Source organism: Sphingomonas sp. PP-CE-1G-424, from assembly GCF_004341085.1.
Lineage (GTDB): Bacteria > Pseudomonadota > Alphaproteobacteria > Sphingomonadales > Sphingomonadaceae > Sphingomonas.
The window spans coordinates 536,013-557,735 of the sequence record NZ_SLXW01000002.1; the positions used below are offsets into that span (position 1 = coordinate 536,013).

At 64.8% G+C, this 21,723-nt stretch carries 16 protein-coding genes; 7 read left to right on the plus strand and 9 right to left on the minus strand.

The window, feature by feature from the left end; all coding sequences use genetic code 11:
• Positions 1 to 3 precede the first annotated feature (3 nt).
• Positions 4 to 4,290 (minus strand): DNA-directed RNA polymerase subunit beta', encoded by a 4,287-nt coding sequence (gene rpoC / locus C8J43_RS07570; protein WP_056060318.1) that lies wholly within the window; start codon positions 4,288 to 4,290, stop codon positions 4 to 6.
• 168 nt (positions 4,291 to 4,458) lie between these two features.
• Positions 4,459 to 8,613: a DNA-directed RNA polymerase subunit beta gene (rpoB, locus tag C8J43_RS07575; RefSeq protein ID WP_056051380.1), complete on the minus strand. Its 4,155-nt coding sequence runs from the start codon at positions 8,611 to 8,613 to the stop codon at positions 4,459 to 4,461.
• Positions 8,614 to 9,161: 548 nt separating this feature from the next.
• Here rpoB and C8J43_RS07580 point away from each other — a divergent pair.
• Positions 9,162 to 9,473 carry a hypothetical protein gene (locus C8J43_RS07580; protein ID WP_133030371.1) on the plus strand — a complete coding sequence of 104 codons (312 nt, stop codon included), beginning with the start codon at positions 9,162 to 9,164 and terminating at the stop codon, positions 9,471 to 9,473.
• Between the two features lie 209 nt (positions 9,474 to 9,682).
• Here C8J43_RS07580 and C8J43_RS22295 read toward each other — a convergent pair whose 3' ends face one another.
• A complete protein-coding gene (locus C8J43_RS22295) occupies positions 9,683 to 10,447 on the minus strand; it encodes a M15 family metallopeptidase (RefSeq protein WP_279388825.1) in 765 nt (254 codons plus the stop codon).
• A 30-nt stretch (positions 10,448 to 10,477) separates the two neighbouring features.
• On the opposite strand from C8J43_RS22295, the gene C8J43_RS07590 reads away from it, so the two are divergent.
• From C8J43_RS07590 to C8J43_RS07605, 4 genes are all read left to right on the plus strand, one after another.
• Positions 10,478 to 11,191, plus strand: coding sequence for an RNA pseudouridine synthase (locus tag C8J43_RS07590; protein ID WP_133030373.1), 714 nt, complete (start codon positions 10,478 to 10,480; stop codon positions 11,189 to 11,191).
• A 21-nt stretch (positions 11,192 to 11,212) separates the two neighbouring features.
• Positions 11,213 to 11,638, plus strand: coding sequence for an alternative ribosome rescue aminoacyl-tRNA hydrolase ArfB (gene arfB, locus C8J43_RS07595; RefSeq protein ID WP_133030374.1), 426 nt, complete (start codon positions 11,213 to 11,215; stop codon positions 11,636 to 11,638).
• Positions 11,639 to 11,964: 326 nt separating this feature from the next.
• The gene (locus tag C8J43_RS07600) at positions 11,965 to 12,456 is read left to right on the plus strand and encodes a GAF domain-containing protein (RefSeq protein ID WP_133030375.1); all 492 of its coding nucleotides are present in this window, start codon (positions 11,965 to 11,967) and stop codon (positions 12,454 to 12,456) included.
• Positions 12,457 to 12,574: 118 nt separating this feature from the next.
• Complete coding sequence (locus C8J43_RS07605; protein ID WP_133030376.1) at positions 12,575 to 13,666, plus strand: RcnB family protein; 1,092 nt, start codon at positions 12,575 to 12,577, stop codon at positions 13,664 to 13,666.
• Between the two features lie 16 nt (positions 13,667 to 13,682).
• On the opposite strand, the gene C8J43_RS07610 is transcribed toward C8J43_RS07605, so the two are convergent.
• The 5 genes from C8J43_RS07610 to C8J43_RS07630 form a co-directional block, all read right to left on the minus strand.
• Positions 13,683 to 15,107 (minus strand): hypothetical protein, encoded by a 1,425-nt coding sequence (locus C8J43_RS07610; protein WP_133030377.1) that lies wholly within the window; start codon positions 15,105 to 15,107, stop codon positions 13,683 to 13,685.
• A 437-nt stretch (positions 15,108 to 15,544) separates the two neighbouring features.
• Positions 15,545 to 16,939 (minus strand): dihydrolipoyl dehydrogenase, encoded by a 1,395-nt coding sequence (lpdA, locus tag C8J43_RS07615; protein WP_133030378.1) that lies wholly within the window; start codon positions 16,937 to 16,939, stop codon positions 15,545 to 15,547.
• 15 nt (positions 16,940 to 16,954) lie between these two features.
• Complete coding sequence (locus C8J43_RS07620) at positions 16,955 to 17,344, minus strand: acyl-CoA thioesterase (protein WP_133030379.1); 390 nt, start codon at positions 17,342 to 17,344, stop codon at positions 16,955 to 16,957.
• A complete protein-coding gene (locus C8J43_RS07625; RefSeq protein ID WP_243645464.1) occupies positions 17,341 to 17,571 on the minus strand; it encodes a hypothetical protein in 231 nt (76 codons plus the stop codon). Before C8J43_RS07625 ends, C8J43_RS07620 begins: the two co-directional genes overlap by 4 nt.
• Positions 17,572 to 17,581: 10 nt before the next feature.
• Positions 17,582 to 18,934, minus strand: a complete 1,353-nt coding sequence (locus tag C8J43_RS07630; RefSeq protein ID WP_133030381.1) for a pyruvate dehydrogenase complex dihydrolipoamide acetyltransferase — start codon at positions 18,932 to 18,934, stop codon at positions 17,582 to 17,584.
• Positions 18,935 to 19,056: 122 nt separating this feature from the next.
• On the opposite strand from C8J43_RS07630, the gene C8J43_RS07635 reads away from it, so the two are divergent.
• Positions 19,057 to 19,512 carry a universal stress protein gene (locus C8J43_RS07635; RefSeq protein WP_056051362.1) on the plus strand — a complete coding sequence of 152 codons (456 nt, stop codon included), beginning with the start codon at positions 19,057 to 19,059 and terminating at the stop codon, positions 19,510 to 19,512.
• On the opposite strand, the gene C8J43_RS07640 is transcribed toward C8J43_RS07635, so the two are convergent.
• Positions 19,505 to 20,086 carry a hypothetical protein gene (locus C8J43_RS07640; protein ID WP_133030382.1) on the minus strand — a complete coding sequence of 194 codons (582 nt, stop codon included), beginning with the start codon at positions 20,084 to 20,086 and terminating at the stop codon, positions 19,505 to 19,507. The genes C8J43_RS07635 and C8J43_RS07640 overlap by 8 nt on opposite strands.
• A gap of 286 nt (positions 20,087 to 20,372) precedes the next feature.
• Between C8J43_RS07640 and C8J43_RS07645 the strand changes: the two genes are divergently transcribed.
• Entirely contained in the window at positions 20,373 to 21,689 is a 1,317-nt protein-coding gene (locus tag C8J43_RS07645; protein ID WP_133030383.1) for a M20/M25/M40 family metallo-hydrolase, read from the plus strand.
• Positions 21,690 to 21,723: the final 34 nt, after the last annotated feature.

A 21,723-nucleotide genomic window follows, 5' to 3' on the forward strand; every position in this document is an offset into this window, starting at 1 on the left:
CGATTACTCGGTCTCGTTCAGATACTCGCCGGCATCCGCATCGGTGCCGGTGCCCGAGGTGACGACCGCTGCGAGCGGATCCTCACCCGTGCCGCCTGCGTCACGCGGCGAACGTGCCAGCTCGGCAGCATGCTCGTCGGCAGCCGACATCGGTGCCACGATCGACACCTCCGCCATCTTGCGCTGCTGGACGCGCATCGCGGCGTCGCGGCTGTTGGCCACGACACGCAGGCGGTTGAGACCTGCGCCGGTGCCTGCCGGGATAAGCCGGCCGACGATCACGTTCTCCTTCAGGCCCATCAGCATGTCCTGCTTGCCCTGCACGGCTGCTTCGGTGAGCACTCGCGTAGTCTCCTGGAACGATGCCGCCGAGATGAAGCTGCGGGTCTGCAGCGACGCCTTGGTGATGCCGAGCAGGATGGGCTTGCCCTGTGCGCGGGTCTGCTTCTTCTCGAGCTTCTCGTTGGTCGCGTCCATTTCCTCGCGATCGACCTGCTCGCCCTTCAGCAGCGTGGTGTCGCCGCCGTCGGTGATCTCGACCTTCTGCAGCATCTGACGAACGATCGTCTCGATGTGCTTGTCGTTGATCTTCACGCCCTGGAGACGATACACCTCCTGGATTTCCGACACGAGATACTCGGCGAGGGGTTCGATGCCCATCGTCTCGAGGATGTCGTGCGGATCGGGCGAACCGCCGATCAAATTGTCGCCGCGCTTGACGTAATCGCCTTCCTGCACGTCGATCACCTTCGACTTCGGCACCAGATACTCGACGACGTCGCCGCCATCCTCGGGCTGGATGCCGATCTTGCGCTTCGCCTTGTAGTCCTTGCCGAACACGACGCGGCCCGAGATCTTGGCGATGATCGCCGAGTCCTTGGGGATGCGTGCCTCGAACAGCTCGGCAACACGCGGCAGACCACCGGTGATGTCGCGCGTCTTGGCGCTCTCGCGGCTGACGCGGGCCACGACGTCGCCGCCGAACACCTGTGCGCCATCCTCGACCGACAACGTAGCGCCGATCGCCAGCATGTAACGACCGGTCTCGCCCGACGTCTCGTCGAGCAGGGTCATGCGCGGACGCAGATCCTCCTTCGACTTGGTCGCCGCACGATATTCGATCACGACGCGCTGGGCGATGCCCGTGGCTTCGTCGGTCTGCTCGGTGAGCGTCTTGCCCTCGATCAGGTCGACATACTTGATCGTGCCCGGGTTCTCCGTGATCACCGGCATGGTGAACGGATCCCACTCGGCCATCCGGTCGCCGCGCGACACGATGTGACCATCGTCGAACAGCACGTACGCACCGTAGGGGATGCGATCGACCGAGAGCTCGCGGCCGTCCATGTCGACGATCGCGATTTCACCCGAGCGGCTGAGCACCACGCGACGGCCACGCTGGTCGACGATGATACGCAGATCGCGGAACTGCACCGTACCGTCGGCATGCGCCTCAAGGTTCGACGTTTCGTTGAGCTGCGCCGCACCACCGATGTGGAACGTACGCATCGTCAGCTGCGTGCCCGGCTCACCGATCGACTGCGCGGCGATGACGCCGACAGCTTCACCGATGTTGACCGGCGTACCGCGGGCGAGATCACGCCCGTAGCACTTGCCGCAGACGCCAATCTTCGACTCGCAGACCAGCGGGCTGCGGATCTTGCACGACTGCGTGCCGAGACCCTCGATCGTCGTGATCATCGGCTCGTCGAGCAGCGTGCCCGACGGGATGACGACCTTGCCGGTCTTCGGATCGACGATGTCCTCCGCGGTCGTACGACCGAGGATGCGCTCGCCGAGGCTTGCGATCGTCGAACCACCCTGAAGAATGGCCTTCATCTCCAGCGCGCGGGTCGTGCCGCAATCCGGTTCGATGATGACGCAATCCTGCGACACGTCGACCAGACGACGCGTCAGGTAGCCCGAGTTCGCCGTCTTCAACGCCGTATCCGCGAGGCCCTTGCGAGCGCCGTGGGTCGAGTTGAAGTATTCGAGGACGGTCAGGCCTTCCTTGAAGTTCGAGATGATCGGCGTTTCAATGATCTCGCCCGACGGCTTGGCCATCAGGCCACGCATACCGGCAAGCTGCTTGATCTGCGCCTGCGAACCACGAGCACCCGAGTGGGCCATCATGTAGATCGAGTTGATCGGCTTTTCACGACCGGTCTCCTCGTCGACCTTCACCGCACGGATCTCGTCCATCATGGCGTTCGCGACCTGGTCGCCGCAACGGCTCCAGGCGTCGATCACCTTGTTGTACTTCTCCTGCTGCGTGATCAGGCCGTCCTGATACTGCTGCTCGAAGTCCTTCACGAGCGCCTTGGTGTCGTCGACCAGACCAACCTTGGCGTCCGGAATGATCATGTCGTCCTTGCCGAACGAGATGCCGGCGCGGAACGCGTGGCGGAAGCCGAGCGACATGATCGCGTCGGCGAACAGCACGGTCTCCTTCTGGCCGGTGTGACGATAGACCTCGTCGATCACGTCGCCCACGTCCTTCTTGGTGAGGAGGCGGTTGACGGTGTCGAACGGCACCTTGTGGCTGTGCGGCAGGCACTCGCCCAGCAGCATGCGGCCCGGGGTCGTCTCGTACCGCTTGAGGTACTGCTTGCCCTTCTCGTCGGTCTGCGGAACGCGGCTGATGACCTTGGTGTGCAGCGTGACCGCCTGGGCGTTCAGCGCCTGGTGCACTTCGGCCATGTCACCGAGCAGCATCCCCTGGCCCGGCTCGTTCTCCTTCATCATCGACAGATAATAGAGACCGAGGACCATGTCCTGCGACGGGACGATGATCGGCTTGCCGTTGGCAGGCGACAGGATGTTGTTCGTCGACATCATCAGGACGCGCGCTTCAAGCTGGGCCTCGAGGCTCAGCGGGACGTGCACGGCCATCTGATCGCCGTCGAAATCGGCGTTGAACGCGGAGCAGACCAGCGGGTGAAGCTGGATCGCCTTGCCCTCGATCAGAACCGGCTCGAACGCCTGGATGCCGAGACGGTGAAGCGTCGGCGCACGGTTCAGCATGACCGGATGCTCGCGGATCACCTCGTCCAGGATATCCCAGACTTCCTTGCGCTCCTTCTCGACCCACTTCTTCGCCTGCTTCAGGGTCATCGACAGACCCTTCGCATCGAGACGCGCGTAGATGAACGGCTTGAACAGCTCGAGCGCCATCTTCTTCGGCAGGCCGCACTGGTGCAGCTTCAGCTCAGGACCGGTCACGATGACCGAACGACCCGAATAGTCGACGCGCTTGCCGAGCAGATTCTGACGGAAGCGGCCCTGCTTGCCCTTGAGCATGTCGGACAGCGACTTCAGCGGACGCTTGTTCGCGCCCGTGATCGTGCGACCGCGGCGACCGTTGTCGAACAGTGCGTCGACGGCCTCCTGGAGCATGCGCTTCTCGTTGCGGACGATGATGTCCGGCGCGCGGAGCTCCATCAGGCGCTTCAGGCGGTTGTTGCGGTTGATCACGCGGCGATACAGATCGTTTAGATCCGACGTCGCGAAACGACCACCGTCCAGCGGCACCAGCGGGCGCAGCTCGGGCGGGATGACCGGAACGACCTCGAGGATCATCCACTCGGGGCGGTTGCCCGAATCGATGAAGCTCTCGACGACCTTCAGGCGCTTGATGATCTTCTTGGGCTTCAGCTCGGACTTGGTGACCGCGAGCTCTTCGAGCAGCGCGGTACGCTCACCGACGAGATCGAGCGATTCGAGCATGATGCGGACCGCTTCGGCACCGATACCGGCCGAGAACGCGTCCTCGCCATACTGGTCCTGCGCGTCGAGGAGCTCGTCCTCGGTCATCAGCTGGTACTTTTCGAGCGGGGTCAGGCCCGGCTCGATCACGATGTACGCCTCGAAGTACAGCACGCGCTCGAGCTGCTTCAGCTGCATGTCGAGCAGCAGGCCGATGCGCGACGGCAGCGACTTCAGGAACCAGATGTGTGCGACCGGGGCGGCAAGCTCGATATGGCCCATCCGCTCGCGGCGAACCTTCGAGACGGTAACCTCGACGCCGCACTTCTCGCAGACGATGCCCTTGTACTTCATGCGCTTGTACTTGCCGCACAGGCACTCGTAGTCCTTGATCGGACCGAAGATGCGCGCGCAGAACAGGCCGTCACGCTCGGGCTTGAACGTGCGATAGTTGATGGTCTCGGGCTTCTTGATCTCGCCGAACGACCACGAACGTATCTTGTCCGGGGACGCGATGCCGATCTGGATCTGGTCGAACGTCTCGGTCTTGGCGACCGGATTGGCGAAGGGGGTCATCTCGTTCATTTTATTCTCCATTCCCCTTCCGCATGGCGGGAGGGGCTAGGGGAGGGGATGTCGTAGCCTCTCGGGGTGGCGCCTGCGGGGACAGGCCCTCCCCCGACCCCTCCTGCTAGGGCCCCGTCAAAGTATTACTTTGATGGGAACCCGTCGCGGGAGGGGAGGAGTTGAGGCTTACTCCGCCGCGATCTGGATACCGTCGCTGTCGAAGCCGGGCTCCGACTGCTTCAGGTCCACATTCAGGCCGAGCGAGCGCATTTCCTTGACGAGCACGTTGAAGCTCTCCGGAATGCCGGCCTCGAACGTGTCGTCGCCCTTGACGATCGCCTCGTAGACCTTGGTGCGGCCGACGACGTCATCGGACTTTACCGTCAGCATTTCCTGCAAGGTGTACGCCGCGCCGTAGGCCTGGAGTGCCCAGACCTCCATCTCGCCGAAGCGCTGCCCACCGAACTGCGCCTTACCACCCAGCGGCTGCTGAGTGACGAGGCTGTACGGCCCGATCGACCGTGCGTGGATCTTGTCGTCGACCAGATGGTGGAGCTTCAGCATGTAGATGTAGCCCACCGTCACCTTGCGATCGAACTGATCGCCGGTGCGGCCGTCGAACAGGTCCGACTGACCCGACGTGTCGAGGCCCGCCAGCGCCAGCATCGCCGAGACATCGGCTTCGCGGGCACCATCGAACACCGGCGTCGCCATCGGCACGCCGCCCTTCAGGTTCTTGGCCAGCTCGACGATCTCGTCACCCGTGCGGGCATCGATCTCGGCGTGATACTGTTCGCCGTACACCGTCTTGAGGCGATCGCGGACTGCCTCCGGCATCGCACCCGGCTTGGCGTCCGGATTCTCTTCACGCCACGTCTCGAGAGCCGCGGTGATCGACTGGCCCAGGCCACGTGCGGCCCAGCCCAGATGCGTCTCGAAGATCTGCCCGACGTTCATGCGCGACGGCACGCCCAGCGGGTTGAGCACGATATCGACCGGCGTACCGTCGGCGAGGAACGGCATGTCCTCCGCCGGCAGGATGCGGCTTATGACGCCCTTGTTGCCGTGACGGCCGGCCATCTTGTCGCCCGGCTGCAGCTTGCGCTTCACCGCGACGAACACCTTGACCATCTTCAGCACGCCCGGCGACAGCTCGTCACCACGCTCCAGCTTCTCGCGGCGATCGTGGAACTTGTCCGTGATCAGCTTGGCCGCATCGTCATACTGGATCTTGACCGCTTCCAGATCGCTCTGGACCTTGTCGTCGGCGACCGCGAACTTCCACCACTCGTGGCGGTCGACGCTGTCGAGCAGATCCATGTCGATCACGACGCCCTTCTTGACGCCCTTCGGCGCCGAGGTGGCGGTCTGGTCGAGCAGCATCTCGCGAAGACGCGACCAGGTCGCACGGTTCAGGATCGAACGCTCGTCGTCCGAATCCTTCTTCAGGCGCTCGATCTCCTCGCGCTCGATCGCCATCGCGCGCTCGTCCTTGTCGATGCCGTGACGGTTGAAGACGCGAACGTCGACGACCGTACCCGACACGCCCGGCGGCAGGCGAAGCGACGTATCGCGCACGTCGCTGGCCTTCTCGCCGAAGATCGCACGGAGAAGCTTCTCCTCCGGCGTCATCGGCGATTCACCCTTCGGCGTGATCTTGCCGGCGAGAATATCGCCCGGCTCGACCTCTGCACCGATGTAGACGATGCCCGCTTCGTCGAGGTTGCGAAGCGCTTCCTCGCCGACGTTCGGGATGTCGCGCGTGATGTCCTCTGGCCCAAGCTTCGTGTCGCGAGCCATCACCTCGAACTCGTCGATATGGATCGACGTGAACACGTCGTCCTTAACGATCCGCTCGGAGATCAGGATCGAATCCTCGTAGTTGTAGCCGTTCCACGGCATGAACGCGACGAGGCTGTTGCGACCCAGCGCCAGCTCGCCGAACTCGGTCGACGGGCCGTCGGCGAGCACGTCGCCGGCACGAACCGCATCGCCCACCTTCACCAGCGGACGCTGGTTGATGCAGGTCGACTGGTTCGAACGCTGGAACTTCATCAGCGTGTAGATGTCGACGCCCGACTTGCCGGCATCGATCTCGCCGGTTGCCCGGATCACGATACGCGCCGCGTCGACCTGGTCGACGATGCCCGCACGCTTTGCCGAGATCGCGGCGCCAGAGTCACGTGCCACGGTCTCTTCCATGCCGGTGCCGACGAACGGCGCCTCGGCCTGGACGAGCGGCACGGCCTGACGCTGCATGTTCGAGCCCATCAGCGCACGGTTGGCGTCATCGTTTTCCAGGAACGGAATGAGCGATGCGGCGACCGAGACGAGCTGCTTGGGGCTGACGTCCATCAACGTGATGTTGTCGGGCAGCGCCATCAGGAATTCGCCAGCCTGACGCGACGACACCAGCTCCTCGACGAAGCCGTTCGACGAATCGAGCTCGGCGTTGGCCTGCGCGATCGTGTGCTTGGCCTCTTCCATTGCCGACAGGTACACGACGTCGTCGGTGACCTTGTGGTCGACGACCTTGCGGTACGGAGTCTCGATGAAGCCGTACTTGTTCACCCGCGAGAAGCTCGCGAGCGAGTTGATCAGACCGATGTTCGGGCCTTCCGGCGTCTCGATCGGGCAGATGCGGCCATAGTGCGTCGGATGAACGTCGCGGACTTCGAAGCCAGCGCGCTCACGCGTCAGACCACCTGGTCCAAGTGCCGACACGCGACGCTTGTGGGTGACTTCCGACAGTGGATTGGTCTGATCCATGAACTGCGACAGCTGCGACGAGCCGAAGAATTCGCGGACCGCGGCAACCGCAGGCTTCGCGTTGATCAGGTCGTTCGGCATGACCGTCGAGACGTCGACCGACGACATGCGCTCCTTAACGGCACGCTCCATGCGGAGCAGGCCGACGCGGTACTGGTTCTCGAGCAACTCGCCGACCGAACGGACACGACGGTTACCGAGGTTGTCGATATCGTCGATTTCGCCCTTGCCGTCCTTGAGGTTCACGAGCGTCTTGATGACCTCGAGAATGTCCTCGGTGCGCAGCGTCGTCACGGTGTCCTCAACGTCGAGGTCGAGGCGCATGTTGAGCTTCACGCGGCCGACGGCCGACAGGTCGTAGCGATCCGGATCGAAGAACAGGCCCGAGAACAATGCCTCTGCAGTCTCCAGCGTCGGCGGCTCGCCGGGGCGCATCACGCGGTAGATGTCGGACAGCGCCTGCTCGCGCTCCTCGGCCTTGTCGACCTTGAGCGTGTTGCGGATCCACGGACCCGTCGCGACGTGATCGATGTCGAGCAGGTCGAGACGCTCGATGCCTGCCTGGTCGAGCAGTTCGAGGTTCTCGGCGGTCACTTCGTCACCGGCTTCGATGTAGATGCGACCGGTCGACTCGTCGATCAGGTCGTATGCCGAATAGCGGCCGAAGATCTCCTCGGTCGGGATCAGCAGGTCGGTCAGGCCGTCCTTGAACGCCTTGTTCGCAGCACGGGGACTGATCTTCTGGCCGTTCGGGAACACGACTTCGCCGGTCTTCGCATCGACGATGTCGAACATCGGCTTCTGGCCGCGCCAGTTCTCGACCTGGAACGGAACGATCCAGCCACCCTGGCCGCGGACGAACGTCACGCGGTTGTAGAAATAGTTGAGGATCTCTTCCGATGTCATGCCGAGCGCGTAGAGCAGCGCCGTGACGGGCAGCTTGCGCTTGCGATCGATGCGGACGTTGACGATGTCCTTCGCGTCGAACTCGAAATCGAGCCACGAACCGCGATACGGGATCACGCGCGCCGCGAACAGATACTTGCCCGATGCGTGCGTCTTGCCACGATCGTGATCGAACAGGACGCCCGGCGAACGGTGCATCTGGCTGACGATGACGCGCTCGGTGCCGTTGATGAAGAACGTGCCGTTCTCGGTCATGAGCGGCATGTCGCCCATGTACACGTCCTGCTCCTTGATATCGATGACCGACTTGGCCTCGGTATCGGGATCGACCTCGAACGCGGTCAGACGCAGCGTGACGCGCATCGGCGCGGCGTAGGTGATGCCGCGCTGGCGGCATTCCTCGACGTCGAACTTCGGCGGCTCAAGGACGTAATCGTCGAAATCGAGATAGGCGGTGCCGGCGAAATCCTGGATCGGGAACACGCTGCGCAGCGTCTTCTCGAGACCCGAGACGTGGCCGATCGACTTGTCGGAGCGCAGGAACTGCTCGTAGCTCTCGCGCTGGACTTCGATCAGGTTCGGCATCTGCACGACTTCGTGGATGTTGCCGAAAACCTTGCGGATACGGCGCTTTGCAGTGCCGTGTTCGATCGCCTTGGAAGCCATAGGTTTTGTTTCGCCCTATAAAAACTGACGGATCAGTCGTAATTTCGTGCTTGGGAACCCCCAAGCGGGACGCACGTTCACGCAAAAAGGCCGCGCGCATCAGGTGCGGCGGCTCTCAGCGTATGAAACCTCGGTATCCAATACGATCGACACGCTGCGCGACGGCATGTCATTTCCCGGATGCTGTGGTGAGATGCGGATATAGGCGCGCCGCGGCGTCATGTCAAAGGGTGGTCGCGACACGGTCGTTTCGACACGGCCGCACTGCCGGAAATACTATAGCTATGGTCAAACGCCTGACGCTATTGCATCTTTGGTAATATTTGACGCGTATATTCAGTGTTACCGTTTGGCATTCGCAGGGGAGTAGCGACGTCATGAACGCGAAGATCGCAGAGCGAGAAGTATCCGATCAGGACCGTGCGAATTGGATTCGGTTGATCGAAGATCACGAGAATATTGCCCGGCAGTGTTCGGAACTCGTTAATTTATCACGAGAATCTAATACGCAAAGCGCAATCGCGTCGCGCAAGCTGATCGAGCTGGCAGTGACCGTCGCCGATCATCTCGGCGTCGAGGACGAGGTCATCGATCGGACCGTCGTGGCGATGGAAGCGCGCTGCTCGGCCGATACGATCGCGATGATGGAGGAGGACCTCGACATCCTCCGCTCGGACTGGAAGGCGTTTATCGGCCACTGGCTGCCGACGATTTCCCCCGACGACTGGGCTGCGTTCGGCGTGCAGGCCGAGTCGATGCTCGACCGGCTGTCGCTCCAGGTGAAGCTGGAGACCGAATTGCTGTACGATCACGCGTTACAGGACGGTGTCGTGCGTACGGGCGGACTGGTGCTGCACTGATTGGGTAGAGTGGGGCATCCAATGGGCGCGTCACTCACAGGTGCCCCTCCAAAAAAACTACCACCCCGGCGAAGGCCGGGGCCCAGTTGGAAAGGTGGCAGTAACGAAGCGCTGCCCGTCGTCAGCAACGTTCCCCAACTGGGCCCCGGCCTCCGCCGGGGTGGTACTGCTCTCAGAGGCACATAGCCCCGATCAAACCAGTCTTTGTTCTACCGCCGCTTCTTCTTCGACGGCACCACCACGACCGGAGCCACCGGCACCGGCGGTTGCGCCGACACCTTCACCACCAGCGGCAGCACCGCGGGATCCGCCGGATACAACCGCCGGGCCCGCGCGAACACGAACCGCGCCTTCGCCGCCCCGGGCGCACTGCCGCTCGTGCCAACCCAGCGCCAGTGCCAGGGCTCCCATTTCACGTTCTGCTTGTTGCTACCGGGAAAGCTCTGCTCGAACCCGAACCGCGGCGCGTTCAGCCGCAGCCAGCGCGCGGCGGGCGTCGCGGCCATGCACGCCTCCGCATCGGGACACCCGTTCGCGGGCCGGACCGCGAAGTCGAGCGCATAGCCGGTCGAATGCTCGCTATACCCAGGCGGCGCGACCGAGATCGCCCGATCGGCCGCGGTGCTGATTTCGCCGCGGCAGAACACGCTGCGCTGGCGCGCGATCGACCGTTGACACGAGAGCGCGCGGAGCTGGCCCATCACGGAAGGATCGCCCTGCGCGGCTGCGAACAGCCGCAACAGATCGGGCAGGATATCCGCGCGTACGACGCACGGATTGCCCACCGAATATTCGGACGGCAGCGTGACCAGTTCGGTTTCGGCGGCGTCACCATACGGCAGATGCCCGAACGCGCGACCATCGGGCGCGATCGCCGCGCTCTGGCCTTCGCACAATTGGGCCTCCGCGACGGTCGGGGCGAAGAGGAGCGCGAGGGCGAGCGTGCGGTGCAACATCGACGCGGGCTCTGGCACGCAGACGCTAATGATGGCAAGGGCGGCGCCATGCATGGTGAACGCGTACTCTTCCTCGACGGCGAGGCCCTGGTGATCGACAAGCCCGCAGGGCTGCCGGTCGATCCGCCCCGCGATGGCTCGCTGAGCCTCGAAAATCATCTCGAAAGCCTGAAGTTCGGCTTCCAGCGCTGGCCGAAGGCGGTGCACCGGCTCGACCGCGACACGAGTGGCTGCCTGCTTTTGTCGCGCAATCCGAAGGCGCATGCCCGGTTGCAGCAGGCGTTCGAGCAGGGCCTCGTCTCGAAACGCTACGTCGCCCTCCTCGACGGTGAGGTTGACGGTGAATCGGGCCTAATCGAAATGCCCCTCGGCAAGGTCAGCACCGCCGAAACCGGCTGGCGGATGGTGGAGGACCCTAACGGCAAGAAGTCGCGCACCAAGTGGCGCGTGCTCGAGATCAGGGACGGACGCTCGCTGGTCGAGTTCCTCCCCGAGACGGGCCGCACGCATCAGATCCGCGTCCACGCCGCGAGTGGCCTCGGCGCGCCGGTTGTCGGCGATGGCGTCTACGGCAAGGCGGACGGCCTCGGCATGATGCTCCACGCGCAACGCCTGATAGTCCCGCGCCCGGGCAAGCCCGACGTGCTCGCCGAAGCGCCGTTGCCCGAGCGCTTCGCCAAGGCCGGGTTCGCCGACGAGGCTGCTCCGGTTGCCGTCGCTCCGGTTGCTGAAGTTACGACGCCCGACTCCACCGACGACTGAGCGGGCTGAGGGCAGGGGCTGATGGTCGCGATCCCGATCACCCGATCGATCTCGATCGACGATAGTGAACTGATCGAGAGCACCGCGCGCTCGGGCGGTCCCGGCGGTCAGCACGTCAACACCACCGACAGCGCGGTGATCCTGCGGTTCGACGTCGGCCTCTCGCCCGGCCTTCCGCTGGCAGTTAAGAACCGTATCGCCGTGCTGGCCGGATCGCGCCTGACGCGCGACGGCGTGCTGGTGTTGCGTAGCGAGGGCTCGCGCTCGCAACTGCTCAACCGCCAGGAAGTCCGTGAGCGTCTCGTCGCGCTGATCAAGGAGGCGACGATCGTCCCGAAAGCACGCCGCGCGACCAAGCCGTCCAAGGCGGCAAAGGCTCGGCGGGTCGATACGAAGAAGGTGCGGAGCGGCGTGAAGGCGGGCCGGGGCAAGGTGCGCGACGATTGAGCAGGTGTGATCGGGTGGCTCAAGCACGCTCTCTTCCAGCGAACCCCGGGCGGGCCCGGCAAAAACCTGATCCCTAGAGCGCCTCCCTACCGTTCCCCCGCACAGGCTAGGGTCCAGTATTTCAAACGGTCGCGCTCGCGACCCTGGGCTCCCGCCTAAGTTTGGTTTTGCGAGGTTGCACGTCGTAAGCCCCCTCCGGCACCCCGGCGAAAGCTGGGGTATGCTTGAGGAATGGGCTTTCGAAGCCAATATGGCAGCCCTCAGTGTGCGCTAGGATGACGGATGGAACTTCCGGCCTATCGCCGCCGCCGATCAAGGAAGATCACATGTACCAGTTCGATATCTCCGCAGGCACTAAGGCCGACCTCTACCGCGACCTGCTCGCCGCGCTAGACGCGCTGACGGCGGACGAGGCCGATCCGATCGCCAACATGGCCAATGCGGCGGCGCTGGTGTGGGAATATCTGCCCGATCTCAATTGGGCAGGCTTCTACCGGCTGGTGCCCGAAGCGGAGGGTAGCGAACTCGTCCTCGGGCCATTCCAGGGCAAGGTTGCGTGCATTCGCATCCCGGTCGGCAAGGGCGTATGCGGGGCCGCCGCCGCGACGCTGACCACGCAGTTGGTCGAGGACGTGCACGCATTCCCAGGACACATCGCCTGCGACGCGGCAAGCCGGTCGGAGCTGGTGGTACCGGTGATCAAGGACGGCACGCTGATCGCCGTGCTCGATCTCGACAGCCCGGAGCCGGCGCGGTTCGACGCTGAGGATGCGGCAGGGTGCGAGGCGCTCGCCGCATTGTTGAGCCAGCGGCTCTAGGCGCTGCTCCGTTTCGGGACGGTACGCTTGCTGGTGACTCGCTCCCGGCTTTGGTAAGCAACCACTCAAGACATCCGGCGTTTGCGCGGGATAGGGTGGCGGAACCAGGGAGATGAACATGCGGAGCCTTATTCTCGCGAGCGCAGGGCTCGCCTTGGTCGGCGGCGGCGCGGCGCACGCGCAGCAGCGGCCCGGCGCCAGCTACGGCATGCCGGGCGCGACGATGCAGGCACCGATGGCAAATCCCCGCCGGCCCGGTCCGATCGCCGCCAATCCTCCCGCCCCCAATCCTTCCATCGGGCAGACCGCGTCGCGACAGGCGGGACCGCACCGCCAGCCGCGTTGGGGCAGCAAGATCGGCGGTCGCTGGTGGGCAGGTGCGAACGCGCCGGGCGGCTGGACCGGCTACCGCCGCCCGCATCGCGGCTGGGCGGTGCCCGGCTATTGGAATGCGCCGCGCTTCTACGTGGGCGACTGGTCGACCTACGGTCTTCCCCAACCGCCGCAGGGGTATAACTGGGCGCGCTACTACGACGACGCCGTCCTGATCGACCCGCGAGGATCGGTTTACGACACCGTCGGCGACGTCGATTGGGACCGCTATGATTCGAGCAGTTCGGTGACGATAAGTCCGCGAGACTATGCGGCAAACGACACGGTGTACGCCGGGCCGAGCGAACGCGGGTATGCGCCGCCTTATGATGATGGTCGCACGCCGCGGTCGGACGATGGTCGCTACGGTCGGCGCGACACGGGTCTGGGCGGTGCCGCGATCGGTGCCGTAGCCGGTGGCGTCGCGGGCAACGTCATCGCCGGACGTGGCAACCGTCTCGGCGGTACGCTGATCGGTGCCGGCGTCGGCGCAGCGGCGGGTTACGCGATCGACAAGGCCGAGGATCGTGGCCGTGGCACGCCGCCACCACTCCGTGCGGGATACGGCGCAGGCTATCCGCCGCCCGCGCCGTATGCGGACGACTACGCGGCGCCCTATGGCGCCGGCTATCAGCCGCCGCGTACCTACGCGAGCGCGCCGGGCGAAACCTGGGTTTCGCGCGATGGCGCCACCACGGTCACGACCACCAGCGGCCCGGCCTATCCGGCAGGCTCGACGACGGTGGTCGTTCAGTCCGTCCCGGTGACGACGACAACGACGACCACCGAATATTACGAGACGGTGCCCTATCCGCGGCGCAAGCTACGCCGGCGCTAGGGGCGCTGCCGGCGGCTTACCCCAGCATGCCTGCATAGGACTGGGGCGGGAGGGGTAGCGTCATGCGCGCTGCCAGCCCGCTGCAAATCACGATCGTCAGCGCGGTTGCGCCGATCATCAGGACCCGCCGCGGCGGTGCGCGATCGGCGAGCAGGACAACGGAGACTGCCGTCGCGATCATCGGCCACAGGTGATAGCGCAGGTCGGACGCGATGCTCAGCACCGCGAAGCTGACCTCCAGCGCGAGGGCGGATACCAGCAACGCGGTGGCAAGTTCGCGAACAGGATCGCGCGGGCGTGACAGGCTTGCGGCAAGCGCGGTGATCGCGACGACGATCCAGGCGATCGGCCAGCCAAGCGGGGTCTCGACGATCATCGCGGTCAGCACCTCCCACGCGCGGGCTCCTGCACTTGGGTTGGCGAGCCCGATCGTGTTCGGCTCCGACGCGACGGGCGGCGCCGCGCTCGGCCAGTGGAACGGGACCAGCCACCGGTCGGTCGAGTTCAGATGCGCGAAGCGGTGCCCGGCATAGGCGATCGGATGATGCAGCGCTGCTGACGCGAGCGTGACGTACAGCGTCGCGGTTGGCAGCGCGCGCAGCCGTGCCATTGTCGTTCCGCAATGCGCATCGTCGCCGAGCGGATCCCAGAAGAACGGCTTCGCGCACCGCCGCTGGATCACGGTTGCTGTCTCTTGCCGGGTAAGGCCGATGGTGTTGCCGTCCGGTGTACGCGCGGCGATCCCCGCGATGTCGTAAAGCGCTTGGGTCGCCTCGACTCCACTGGGTTGCGCGCGGAGCAGTTGATGGTTCACGATCGGCGCGACGCCGAGCACGGCGACCACCGCGACGAGACCGGCGACGAGCTTGGCGAGGGGGTGTGCCGGGCGCGGGGCGAGCGTCACGATCAGCGGAACGACGATGAACACAGCGTTGGCGCGGACCAGCACGGCGTAGGCGAGCAGCAGTGCGACCGGGATATACATCGCGCGGGGCAGCGGGCGCTGCACGAGTCGCCACCAGCCTATGATTCCGACTGCGGCGAGAAGCGCGCCAGCGAGTTGCGCATCCTTGAGCACCACGCCTTGCCAGCCGAGAAAGGGCGGGAGCAGCCCGATCGCGAGGATCGCGGCGGCGCCGCGGGCGCGACCGATCCGGGCTAGCGCGGCGGCGATCAAACCGAGCCCGAGCCAATAGGTGACGAGTTGCAGGACCAGCATCGGCGTCGCGCCGGGCCCGAGCGGCGCAAGCAGCGCCCAGACTCGCGCCATCGCCGGTGGGTGCCAATCGTCGTACACGCCCGACAGGACCTGCTGATATTGCGTGACGGTGTCGTACATCGCGGTGCCCGGCCAGAAGAGCGCGAGCGAGGCGATGCATAGTGCGACCGCCGTTATCGTGATGTGGCGGTGCGTGAGGCGGGAGTCTGGTTCGATCGACATTCGCGGTTCCCGCACCGGTGGCTTATGCGCCGCGAAATCCTGAAAGCAGGACGTCGTGGCCGGCGCGACCCTTTGACGCGTCGCGCACGAGGGTCAAGAGAGATAGGGCCGAAACGGGATGGTTCGCTCGGATCGGTCGTCGGCCGGATATCAGACTGGTCTCGACTTCGTGCCTGACAAGAACAATGCCGCCCCACTCGCCTCCGTCATCCTGACGAAAGTCAGGATCCAGAGCGATAAAGCGCCGCGGGCGGTACCCTGGGTCCTGACTTTCGTCAGGATGACGGAGAAGGAGTACCAACCTCAAGTCCTCCCCCGCTATAGAGTGGCTGGCGCTTGCCAGACGGAGGGGGCGGAAAGGAAGGACCTCGGTTCCGTGTCCTCCCGCTCCGACGTCTTCGGCGTCACCTCCCCCTTGCGGGGGGAGGATCGGTTGCTCAGTAGTGGATCGCCCGGCCGTACGCGGCGAGAACGCTCTCATGCATCATCTCGGACAACGTCGGATGCGCGAACACCGTCTCCATCAGCTCGGCTTCGGTCGTCTCAAGCTGGCGCGCGACGACATAGCCCTGGATCAGCTCGGTGACTTCCGCGCCGACCATGTGCGCGCCGAGCAGTTCGCCGGTCTTGGCGTCGAACACCGTCTTCACGAAGCCTTCCGCCTCACCGAGCGCAATCGCCTTGCCGTTGCCGATGAAGGGGAATTTGCCGACCTTCAGCTCGTAGCCGGCTTCCTTCGCCTTCGCCTCGGTCATGCCTACGCTCGCCACCTGCGGGCGCGAATAGGTGCAGCCGGGGATGTTGGCCTTATCCATCTGGTGCGGCGAGCCGCCGGCGATCTTCTCGACCGCGATGATGCCCTCATGGCTCGCCTTGTGCGCCAGCCACGGCGCGCCGGTGACGTCGCCGATCGCCCAGATGCCGTCGACGTTGGTGCGGCCGTAACCGTCGGTCTTGATGTGGCCGCGGTCGGTCTCGATGCCCAAAGCCTCGAGCCCGATATTCTCGGTGTTGGGGACGATGCCGATCGCGATGATCGCGTGGCTGAAGGTCTCTTGCGAAACCTTGCCGTCCTTCGCCTTGATCTTCGCCGTGACGCCGTTCGCCGAAGGGGTCAGCCCTTCGAGACCGGTCTGGGTCAGCAGCTTGATGCCCTGCTTGGTCAGCGCCTTGTCCATGAACGCGGAGACTTCCTCGTCCTCGACGGGAAGGATCCGCGGGAGCATCTCGACGATCGTCACGTCGGCGCCCATGTCGTTGTAGAAGCTGGCGAACTCGACGCCGATCGCGCCCGAGCCGATGACCAGCAGCTTGGTCGGCATCTCGGTCGGGACCATCGCGTGGCGATAGGTCCAGATCCGCTCGCCGTCGGCCTTGGCGAACGGCAGGTCGCGCGCGCGGGCGCCGGTCGCGACGATGATGTTCTTGGCTTCGAGCTCGACGGTCTTGTCGCCCTGCTTGACGCTGAGCTTGCCCTTGGCCGTGACGGTGCCGACGCCTTCGACGACGGTCACCTTGTTCTTCTTCATCAGGCCTTTGACGCCCGCGTTCAGCTGACCCGCAACTTTCCGCGAACGATCGACGATCTTGGCGAGGTCGAAGCCGACATTGTCCGCCTTGAGCCCGTAGCTCTCGGCGTTCTGCATGTAGTGATAGATTTCCGACGTGCGGAGCAGCGCCTTGGTCGGGATGCAGCCCCAGTTGAGGCAGATGCCGCCCAGCCGCTCGCGCTCGACGATCGCGACCTTCAGGCCGAGTTGCGACGCACGGATCGCGGCGACGTAGCCGCCGGGGCCCGAGCCGAGGATGACGAGATCATAGGTATCAGCCACGGTAAGTCCTTCGATTCAGTTGGTTTCGGGCGGCACGGGCCGCGGTTTGCGGTCGTCGCCGACCGCCACGAAGATGAAGCGCGCCTGAGTGACCTTGCAGCTGTCGTTGCTGTGGCGCGCGCGGCGCCACGCCTCGACTTCGATCGTCATCGAGGTGCGGCCGACCGCGATCAGATGCGCGTAGACCGACACCTCGTCGCCGACGACGACGGGCATGTGGAATTTCATCGCGTCCGCCGCGATCGTGACCGCACGGCCGCCGCTGCGGCGCGAGGCGACCGAGCCGGCGGCTAGATCCATCTGCCCCATCAGCCAGCCGCCGAAGATGTCGCCATACGGGTTGGCGTCGGCGGGCATCGCAGTAACGCGGATCGTCGGAGCGTTTTCAGGCGGTAATTCGGTCATGCTGTTTTCTCACGTGCAAGGCGATCCTGGCGCTGGGCACGGCGCAGCGGCCGCAGACCCATCGCCACGGTAGCAACCATCGCCGCCGCCCCGCACCACCAGATGACGTCCCATCCCAACGGATAGGACCACGCCGCCGCCCAGGTCATCGCCACAGCCGCCACGAGCCCCGCGACGATATGCAGGATCTCGATGGTGGTGCCCGAAAGCGACCTGAACGACGACACCAGGCCCATCTCAGGCGAGCATGCCCAGCGGGTTCTCAACCAGATGCTTGAACGCCTTCATGAACTGCGCGCCGTCGGCACCGTCGATCGCGCGGTGATCGAAGCTGCCGGTCGCCGACATGACGGTCGCCACGGTCAGTTCGTCGCCGACGACGTACGGACGCTTCTCGCCCGCGCCGACCGCGAGGATCATCGCCTGCGGCGGGTTGATGACCGCATCGAACTGCGTGATGCCGAACATGCCCATGTTGCTGATCGAGGCGGTACCGCCCTGATATTCTTCGGGCTTCAGCTTGCCGTCGCGAGCCCGTGCCGCGAGGTCCTTCATCTGCGTCGAGATCGACGACAGCGAGGCGGTATCCGCCCCGACGATGATCGGCGTGATCAGCCCCGACGGCGTGCTCACCGCGACCGAGATGTCGGCGCGCTGGAAGGTGATGAGCTGGTCGGGCGTGAACATCACGTTGCAGGTCGGGACCTGCATGAGCGCGACGGCCTGCGCCTTGATCAGCAGGTCGTTGACCGACAGCTTCACGCCGCGCGATTCGAGACTCTTGTTCAGCTCGCCACGCAGCTTGAGCAGCGCGTCGAGGCGGATGTTCACGGTCAGGTAGATGTGCGGGACGGTCTGCTTCGACTCGGTCAGGCGACGTGCAATCGTCTTGCGCACGTTGCTGAGCTTGGTCGCCTCGTGCGGGATGTCCGGCACGGTAGCTGGCTTTGCGGCAGGCGCGGGGGCTGCAGCGGCAGTCGGCGCAGCAGCTTCGGTCTTCGCAGCAGCGGGGGCGGCACCCGGCTTGGCGCTGTCGACGTCGGCCTTGACGATGCGACCCTTCGGTCCCGAACCCGACACGGCGCCGAGATCGATACCCTTGTCGGCGGCGAGACGGCGCGCGAGCGGGCTCGCCTTGACGCGGTCACCGCTGGCGGCGGGCTTGGCCGCACCGGCATCGTCGGGACGACCATGGTCCTCGGCCGACGCCTCGGTGCGCTCGACCGGCTTGGCCTCGCTGCCGGTGTCGTTGGGATCCTTCGGATCGGGCTGGGCTTCCGATTCCTTCGCGGCGGGCGCGGGCGTCTCGCTCTTGGTGGGTGCAGACGAAACCGACGACGCGTCCTCACCCTCTTCGGCGATGATCGCGATGACGGTGCCGACCTTCACGTTGTCGGTACCCTCGGCGACGAGGATCTTGACCACGGTGCCTTCGTCGACGGCTTCGAATTCCATCGTCGCCTTGTCGGTCTCGATCTCGGCCATCAGGTCGCCGGATTTCACGACGTCGCCCTCCTTGATCAACCATTTGGCGAGGGTACCCTCCTCCATGGTCGGGGACAGCGCAGGCATCTTGATCTCGATCGACATGGATTTCCCCAGGGCGTGACGTAACGGCATGCCTACTCGCGCCCTCGTCCGCTCGGGTCAACCCCGGCGCACTTGCGTATCGACCCGCCTCGGCCCAATTACCGGCAATAACGGGGGCTAAAATGCGCATTTATCTGGTGGTTATCGACGATAGTCCGGAAGCTGGCATCGCGCTGCGGTTCGCGGCCCGGCGCGCGGTAAAGACCGGCGGCGGCGTCGAGATCCTCACCGTGATCCCGCCGCAGGAGTTCATTGCGTTCGGCGGCGTCCAGGCGACGATCGAGGAGGAAGCGCGGTTGCACGCCGAGGGGTTGGTCGCCGGCGCCGCGGGCACGTTGCTGGAGGAATCCGGTCTGCGTCCGTCGATCACGGTCCGCGAAGGCGAAGCGCCCAAGATCATCCGCGAGATGATCGCGGCGAACCCGGAGATCGCTGCACTGGTGCTGGGCGCGGCCGCGATCGGCGCGCCGGGCGAACTGATCGCGCATTTCGCGGGAACCGACGCGGGTGCGCTGCCGGTCCCCGTCATGATCATCCCCGGGTCGCTGACGCGCGAGGCGATCGATCGTCTTAGCTGACGTCCACCAGCGATCGGGTCGACAAAAGCCGTTCGACATCGTCGATGCCGGAGCGGGTCAGCTGGAGTGCTTCGCGCATGCTATCGGGCGGATCGACCAGCGATTTGGCCTCCAGCACACGAATCCAGCGATCCAAGGTCGCGCGATTCAGACCGAGCTGGCTGGCGACCGAGTCGACCGTGGCGATCCGGCTCTCGGCCTCCGCCACATAGATGCTCAACAGCAGTGCCCAGGCATGATCGGCGAACAGATCGCCGCCCAGCGTCTTATCGCGTGCCTGCATGACCGCGAGCAGATCCTTTGCGCGGCGCCAAAGACTATGTGGCAGGCGGTCGTCGTGACGCGGACCTGCAATCATCGAGCCGAGTGGGGCGGCGGCCGACATCGTACCGACGAGATGGCCGCTCTCGTCGCTGCCGATACGCAAAACCTGGACAGTGAGCGTGATGATACTGCCATCGCCGCCAAGATATCGCTTGCGGATCGATTGCGACTGACCATTCGGACGAAGAGCCTGGACCTGCGATACGTTGCGAGCGATATCCTCAGGGTGCGTGATTGACGTATACGACATGCCGATCAGCTCTGTGCGCGTACGTTTCAGCACACGAGCCACCGGTTCATCGATGGCTTGTATGATACCGTCCATATTCGAGATTGAATGGCCTATAATCACTATCGGTCCCGGATTTCGATAAGTACCTCTACGCATTTGATTAAAAAGTATCAAATCTGAATCATGTTCGTGCGATTTATCAATTCCGCCGAAAGTGATCTTCAGCTGAATTCCAGTTTCAGTTGGTTCGTCTCGGCGATATTAAACACTTGAGGCGTGCCTGCGATCCGGGCACGATCATTCCATGTCGACCCTTATCGTTCCACTGCTTCTCGCAGCCGCCGCCCCGCTCGCGCCCCCACCTGCGACCCAATCCCCGACCTCGGCGAAGCCCTCTGCGACCCGATTGAAGGCGGACGTCGCAACGATGGTCGATTTCGGCACACGCCATACAGCGTCGATAACGACCGACCCCAAACGCGGTATCGGCGCCGCCCGGACCTGGGCAGCGCGCCGCTTTACGGAGATCGGTGCATCGTGCGGCGGGTGCATCACGGTCGACCGGATTTCGCGACGTTTCACCGGTCCGCGGGCACCGACCGGCGTGGTGGTAGAAGACGTCCTGGGGATCCAGAAGGGCCGCGATCCGAACCGGGTGGTGATCGTCGGCGCACATATCGACAGCCGCGTGACCGATGTCATGAATGCGACCTCCGATGCGCCGGGCGCGAACGACAATGCCTCGGGCGTGGCGCTGGTCCTCGAGGCTGCGCGGTTGCTGTCGCAACGTCAGTTCGACGCGACGATCGTCTACGCGGTGTTCTCGGGCGAAGAACAGGGCTTGTGGGGCGCCGAACTGCTCGCCGATACGGCGAAGGCGCGCGGCTGGCAGGTCTCGGCGATGCTCAACAACGACATCGTCGGCAACACGGTCGGTCAGGGCGGCATCCGGGTCGCGGACAAGGTGCGCGTGTTTTCGGAAGGCATTCGCGCATCGGAAGACATGGTTGCGCAACAGGGACGGCGTGCGGAGGGCGGCGAGGACGATGGCCCGAGTCGCGCGCTGGCCAAGGCGATCGATGGGATCGCCGGCGGCATTCCGGGCGGGCTCGACGTGATGATCGATCGGCGGCCGGATCGGTTCGGTCGCGGTGGCGATCACGAACCGTTTCTTAAGCTCGGCTATCCCGCGGTACGGTTCTCGGTCGCGGCCGAGAACTGGGATCGCCAGCATCAGGATCTGCGCACCGAAAAAGGTGTCGTCTATGGCGACACGATCGAGGGCATGGACTTTCCGTATCTGGCCAAGGTGACGGCGATCAACGTGGCGACGATCGCGCAGATTGCCGCCGCGCCGGCGGCGCCTGAAGACGTATCGATCGCGGGTGCCTTGTCGCGCGATACGACGGTCAAATGGACTGCCGTGCCGGGCGCCGCACGCTACCGCGTCCGGTGGCGCCGCAACGACGCGCAGGGCTGGACGGACGTCCGCGACGTGACGGGTACGCAGGCGGTGCTGGTCCAAGTGCCGGTCGACGACACGTTCGTCGGCGTGTCGGCGCTATCGGCGGATGGCGCCGAGAGCCTGGTCAGTTTCGGTGGGCGTGAGCGCCGGCGATAGTCGCGGCTGGAGATTACGGTCGGTATCGGGGTTG

Bases quoted from the DNA above. Each gene is read 5' to 3' on its own strand.
- rpoC (WP_056060318.1), bottom strand. From the start codon at position 4,290: ATGAACGAGATGACCCCCTTCGCCAATCCGGTCGCCAAGACCGAGACG.
- rpoB (WP_056051380.1), bottom strand. From the start codon at position 8,613: ATGGCTTCCAAGGCGATCGAACACGGCACTGCAAAGCGCCGTATCCGC.
- C8J43_RS07590 (WP_133030373.1), top strand. From the start codon at position 10,478: ATGCATGGTGAACGCGTACTCTTCCTCGACGGCGAGGCCCTGGTGATC.
- arfB (WP_133030374.1), top strand. From the start codon at position 11,213: ATGGTCGCGATCCCGATCACCCGATCGATCTCGATCGACGATAGTGAA.
- C8J43_RS07600 (WP_133030375.1), top strand. From the start codon at position 11,965: ATGTACCAGTTCGATATCTCCGCAGGCACTAAGGCCGACCTCTACCGC.
- C8J43_RS07605 (WP_133030376.1), top strand. From the start codon at position 12,575: ATGCGGAGCCTTATTCTCGCGAGCGCAGGGCTCGCCTTGGTCGGCGGC.
- C8J43_RS07610 (WP_133030377.1), bottom strand. From the start codon at position 15,107: ATGTCGATCGAACCAGACTCCCGCCTCACGCACCGCCACATCACGATA.
- C8J43_RS07620 (WP_133030379.1), bottom strand. From the start codon at position 17,344: ATGACCGAATTACCGCCTGAAAACGCTCCGACGATCCGCGTTACTGCG.
- C8J43_RS07630 (WP_133030381.1), bottom strand. From the start codon at position 18,934: ATGTCGATCGAGATCAAGATGCCTGCGCTGTCCCCGACCATGGAGGAG.
- C8J43_RS07635 (WP_056051362.1), top strand. From the start codon at position 19,057: ATGCGCATTTATCTGGTGGTTATCGACGATAGTCCGGAAGCTGGCATC.
- C8J43_RS07640 (WP_133030382.1), bottom strand. From the start codon at position 20,086: ATGTCGTATACGTCAATCACGCACCCTGAGGATATCGCTCGCAACGTA.
- C8J43_RS07645 (WP_133030383.1), top strand. From the start codon at position 20,373: ATGTCGACCCTTATCGTTCCACTGCTTCTCGCAGCCGCCGCCCCGCTC.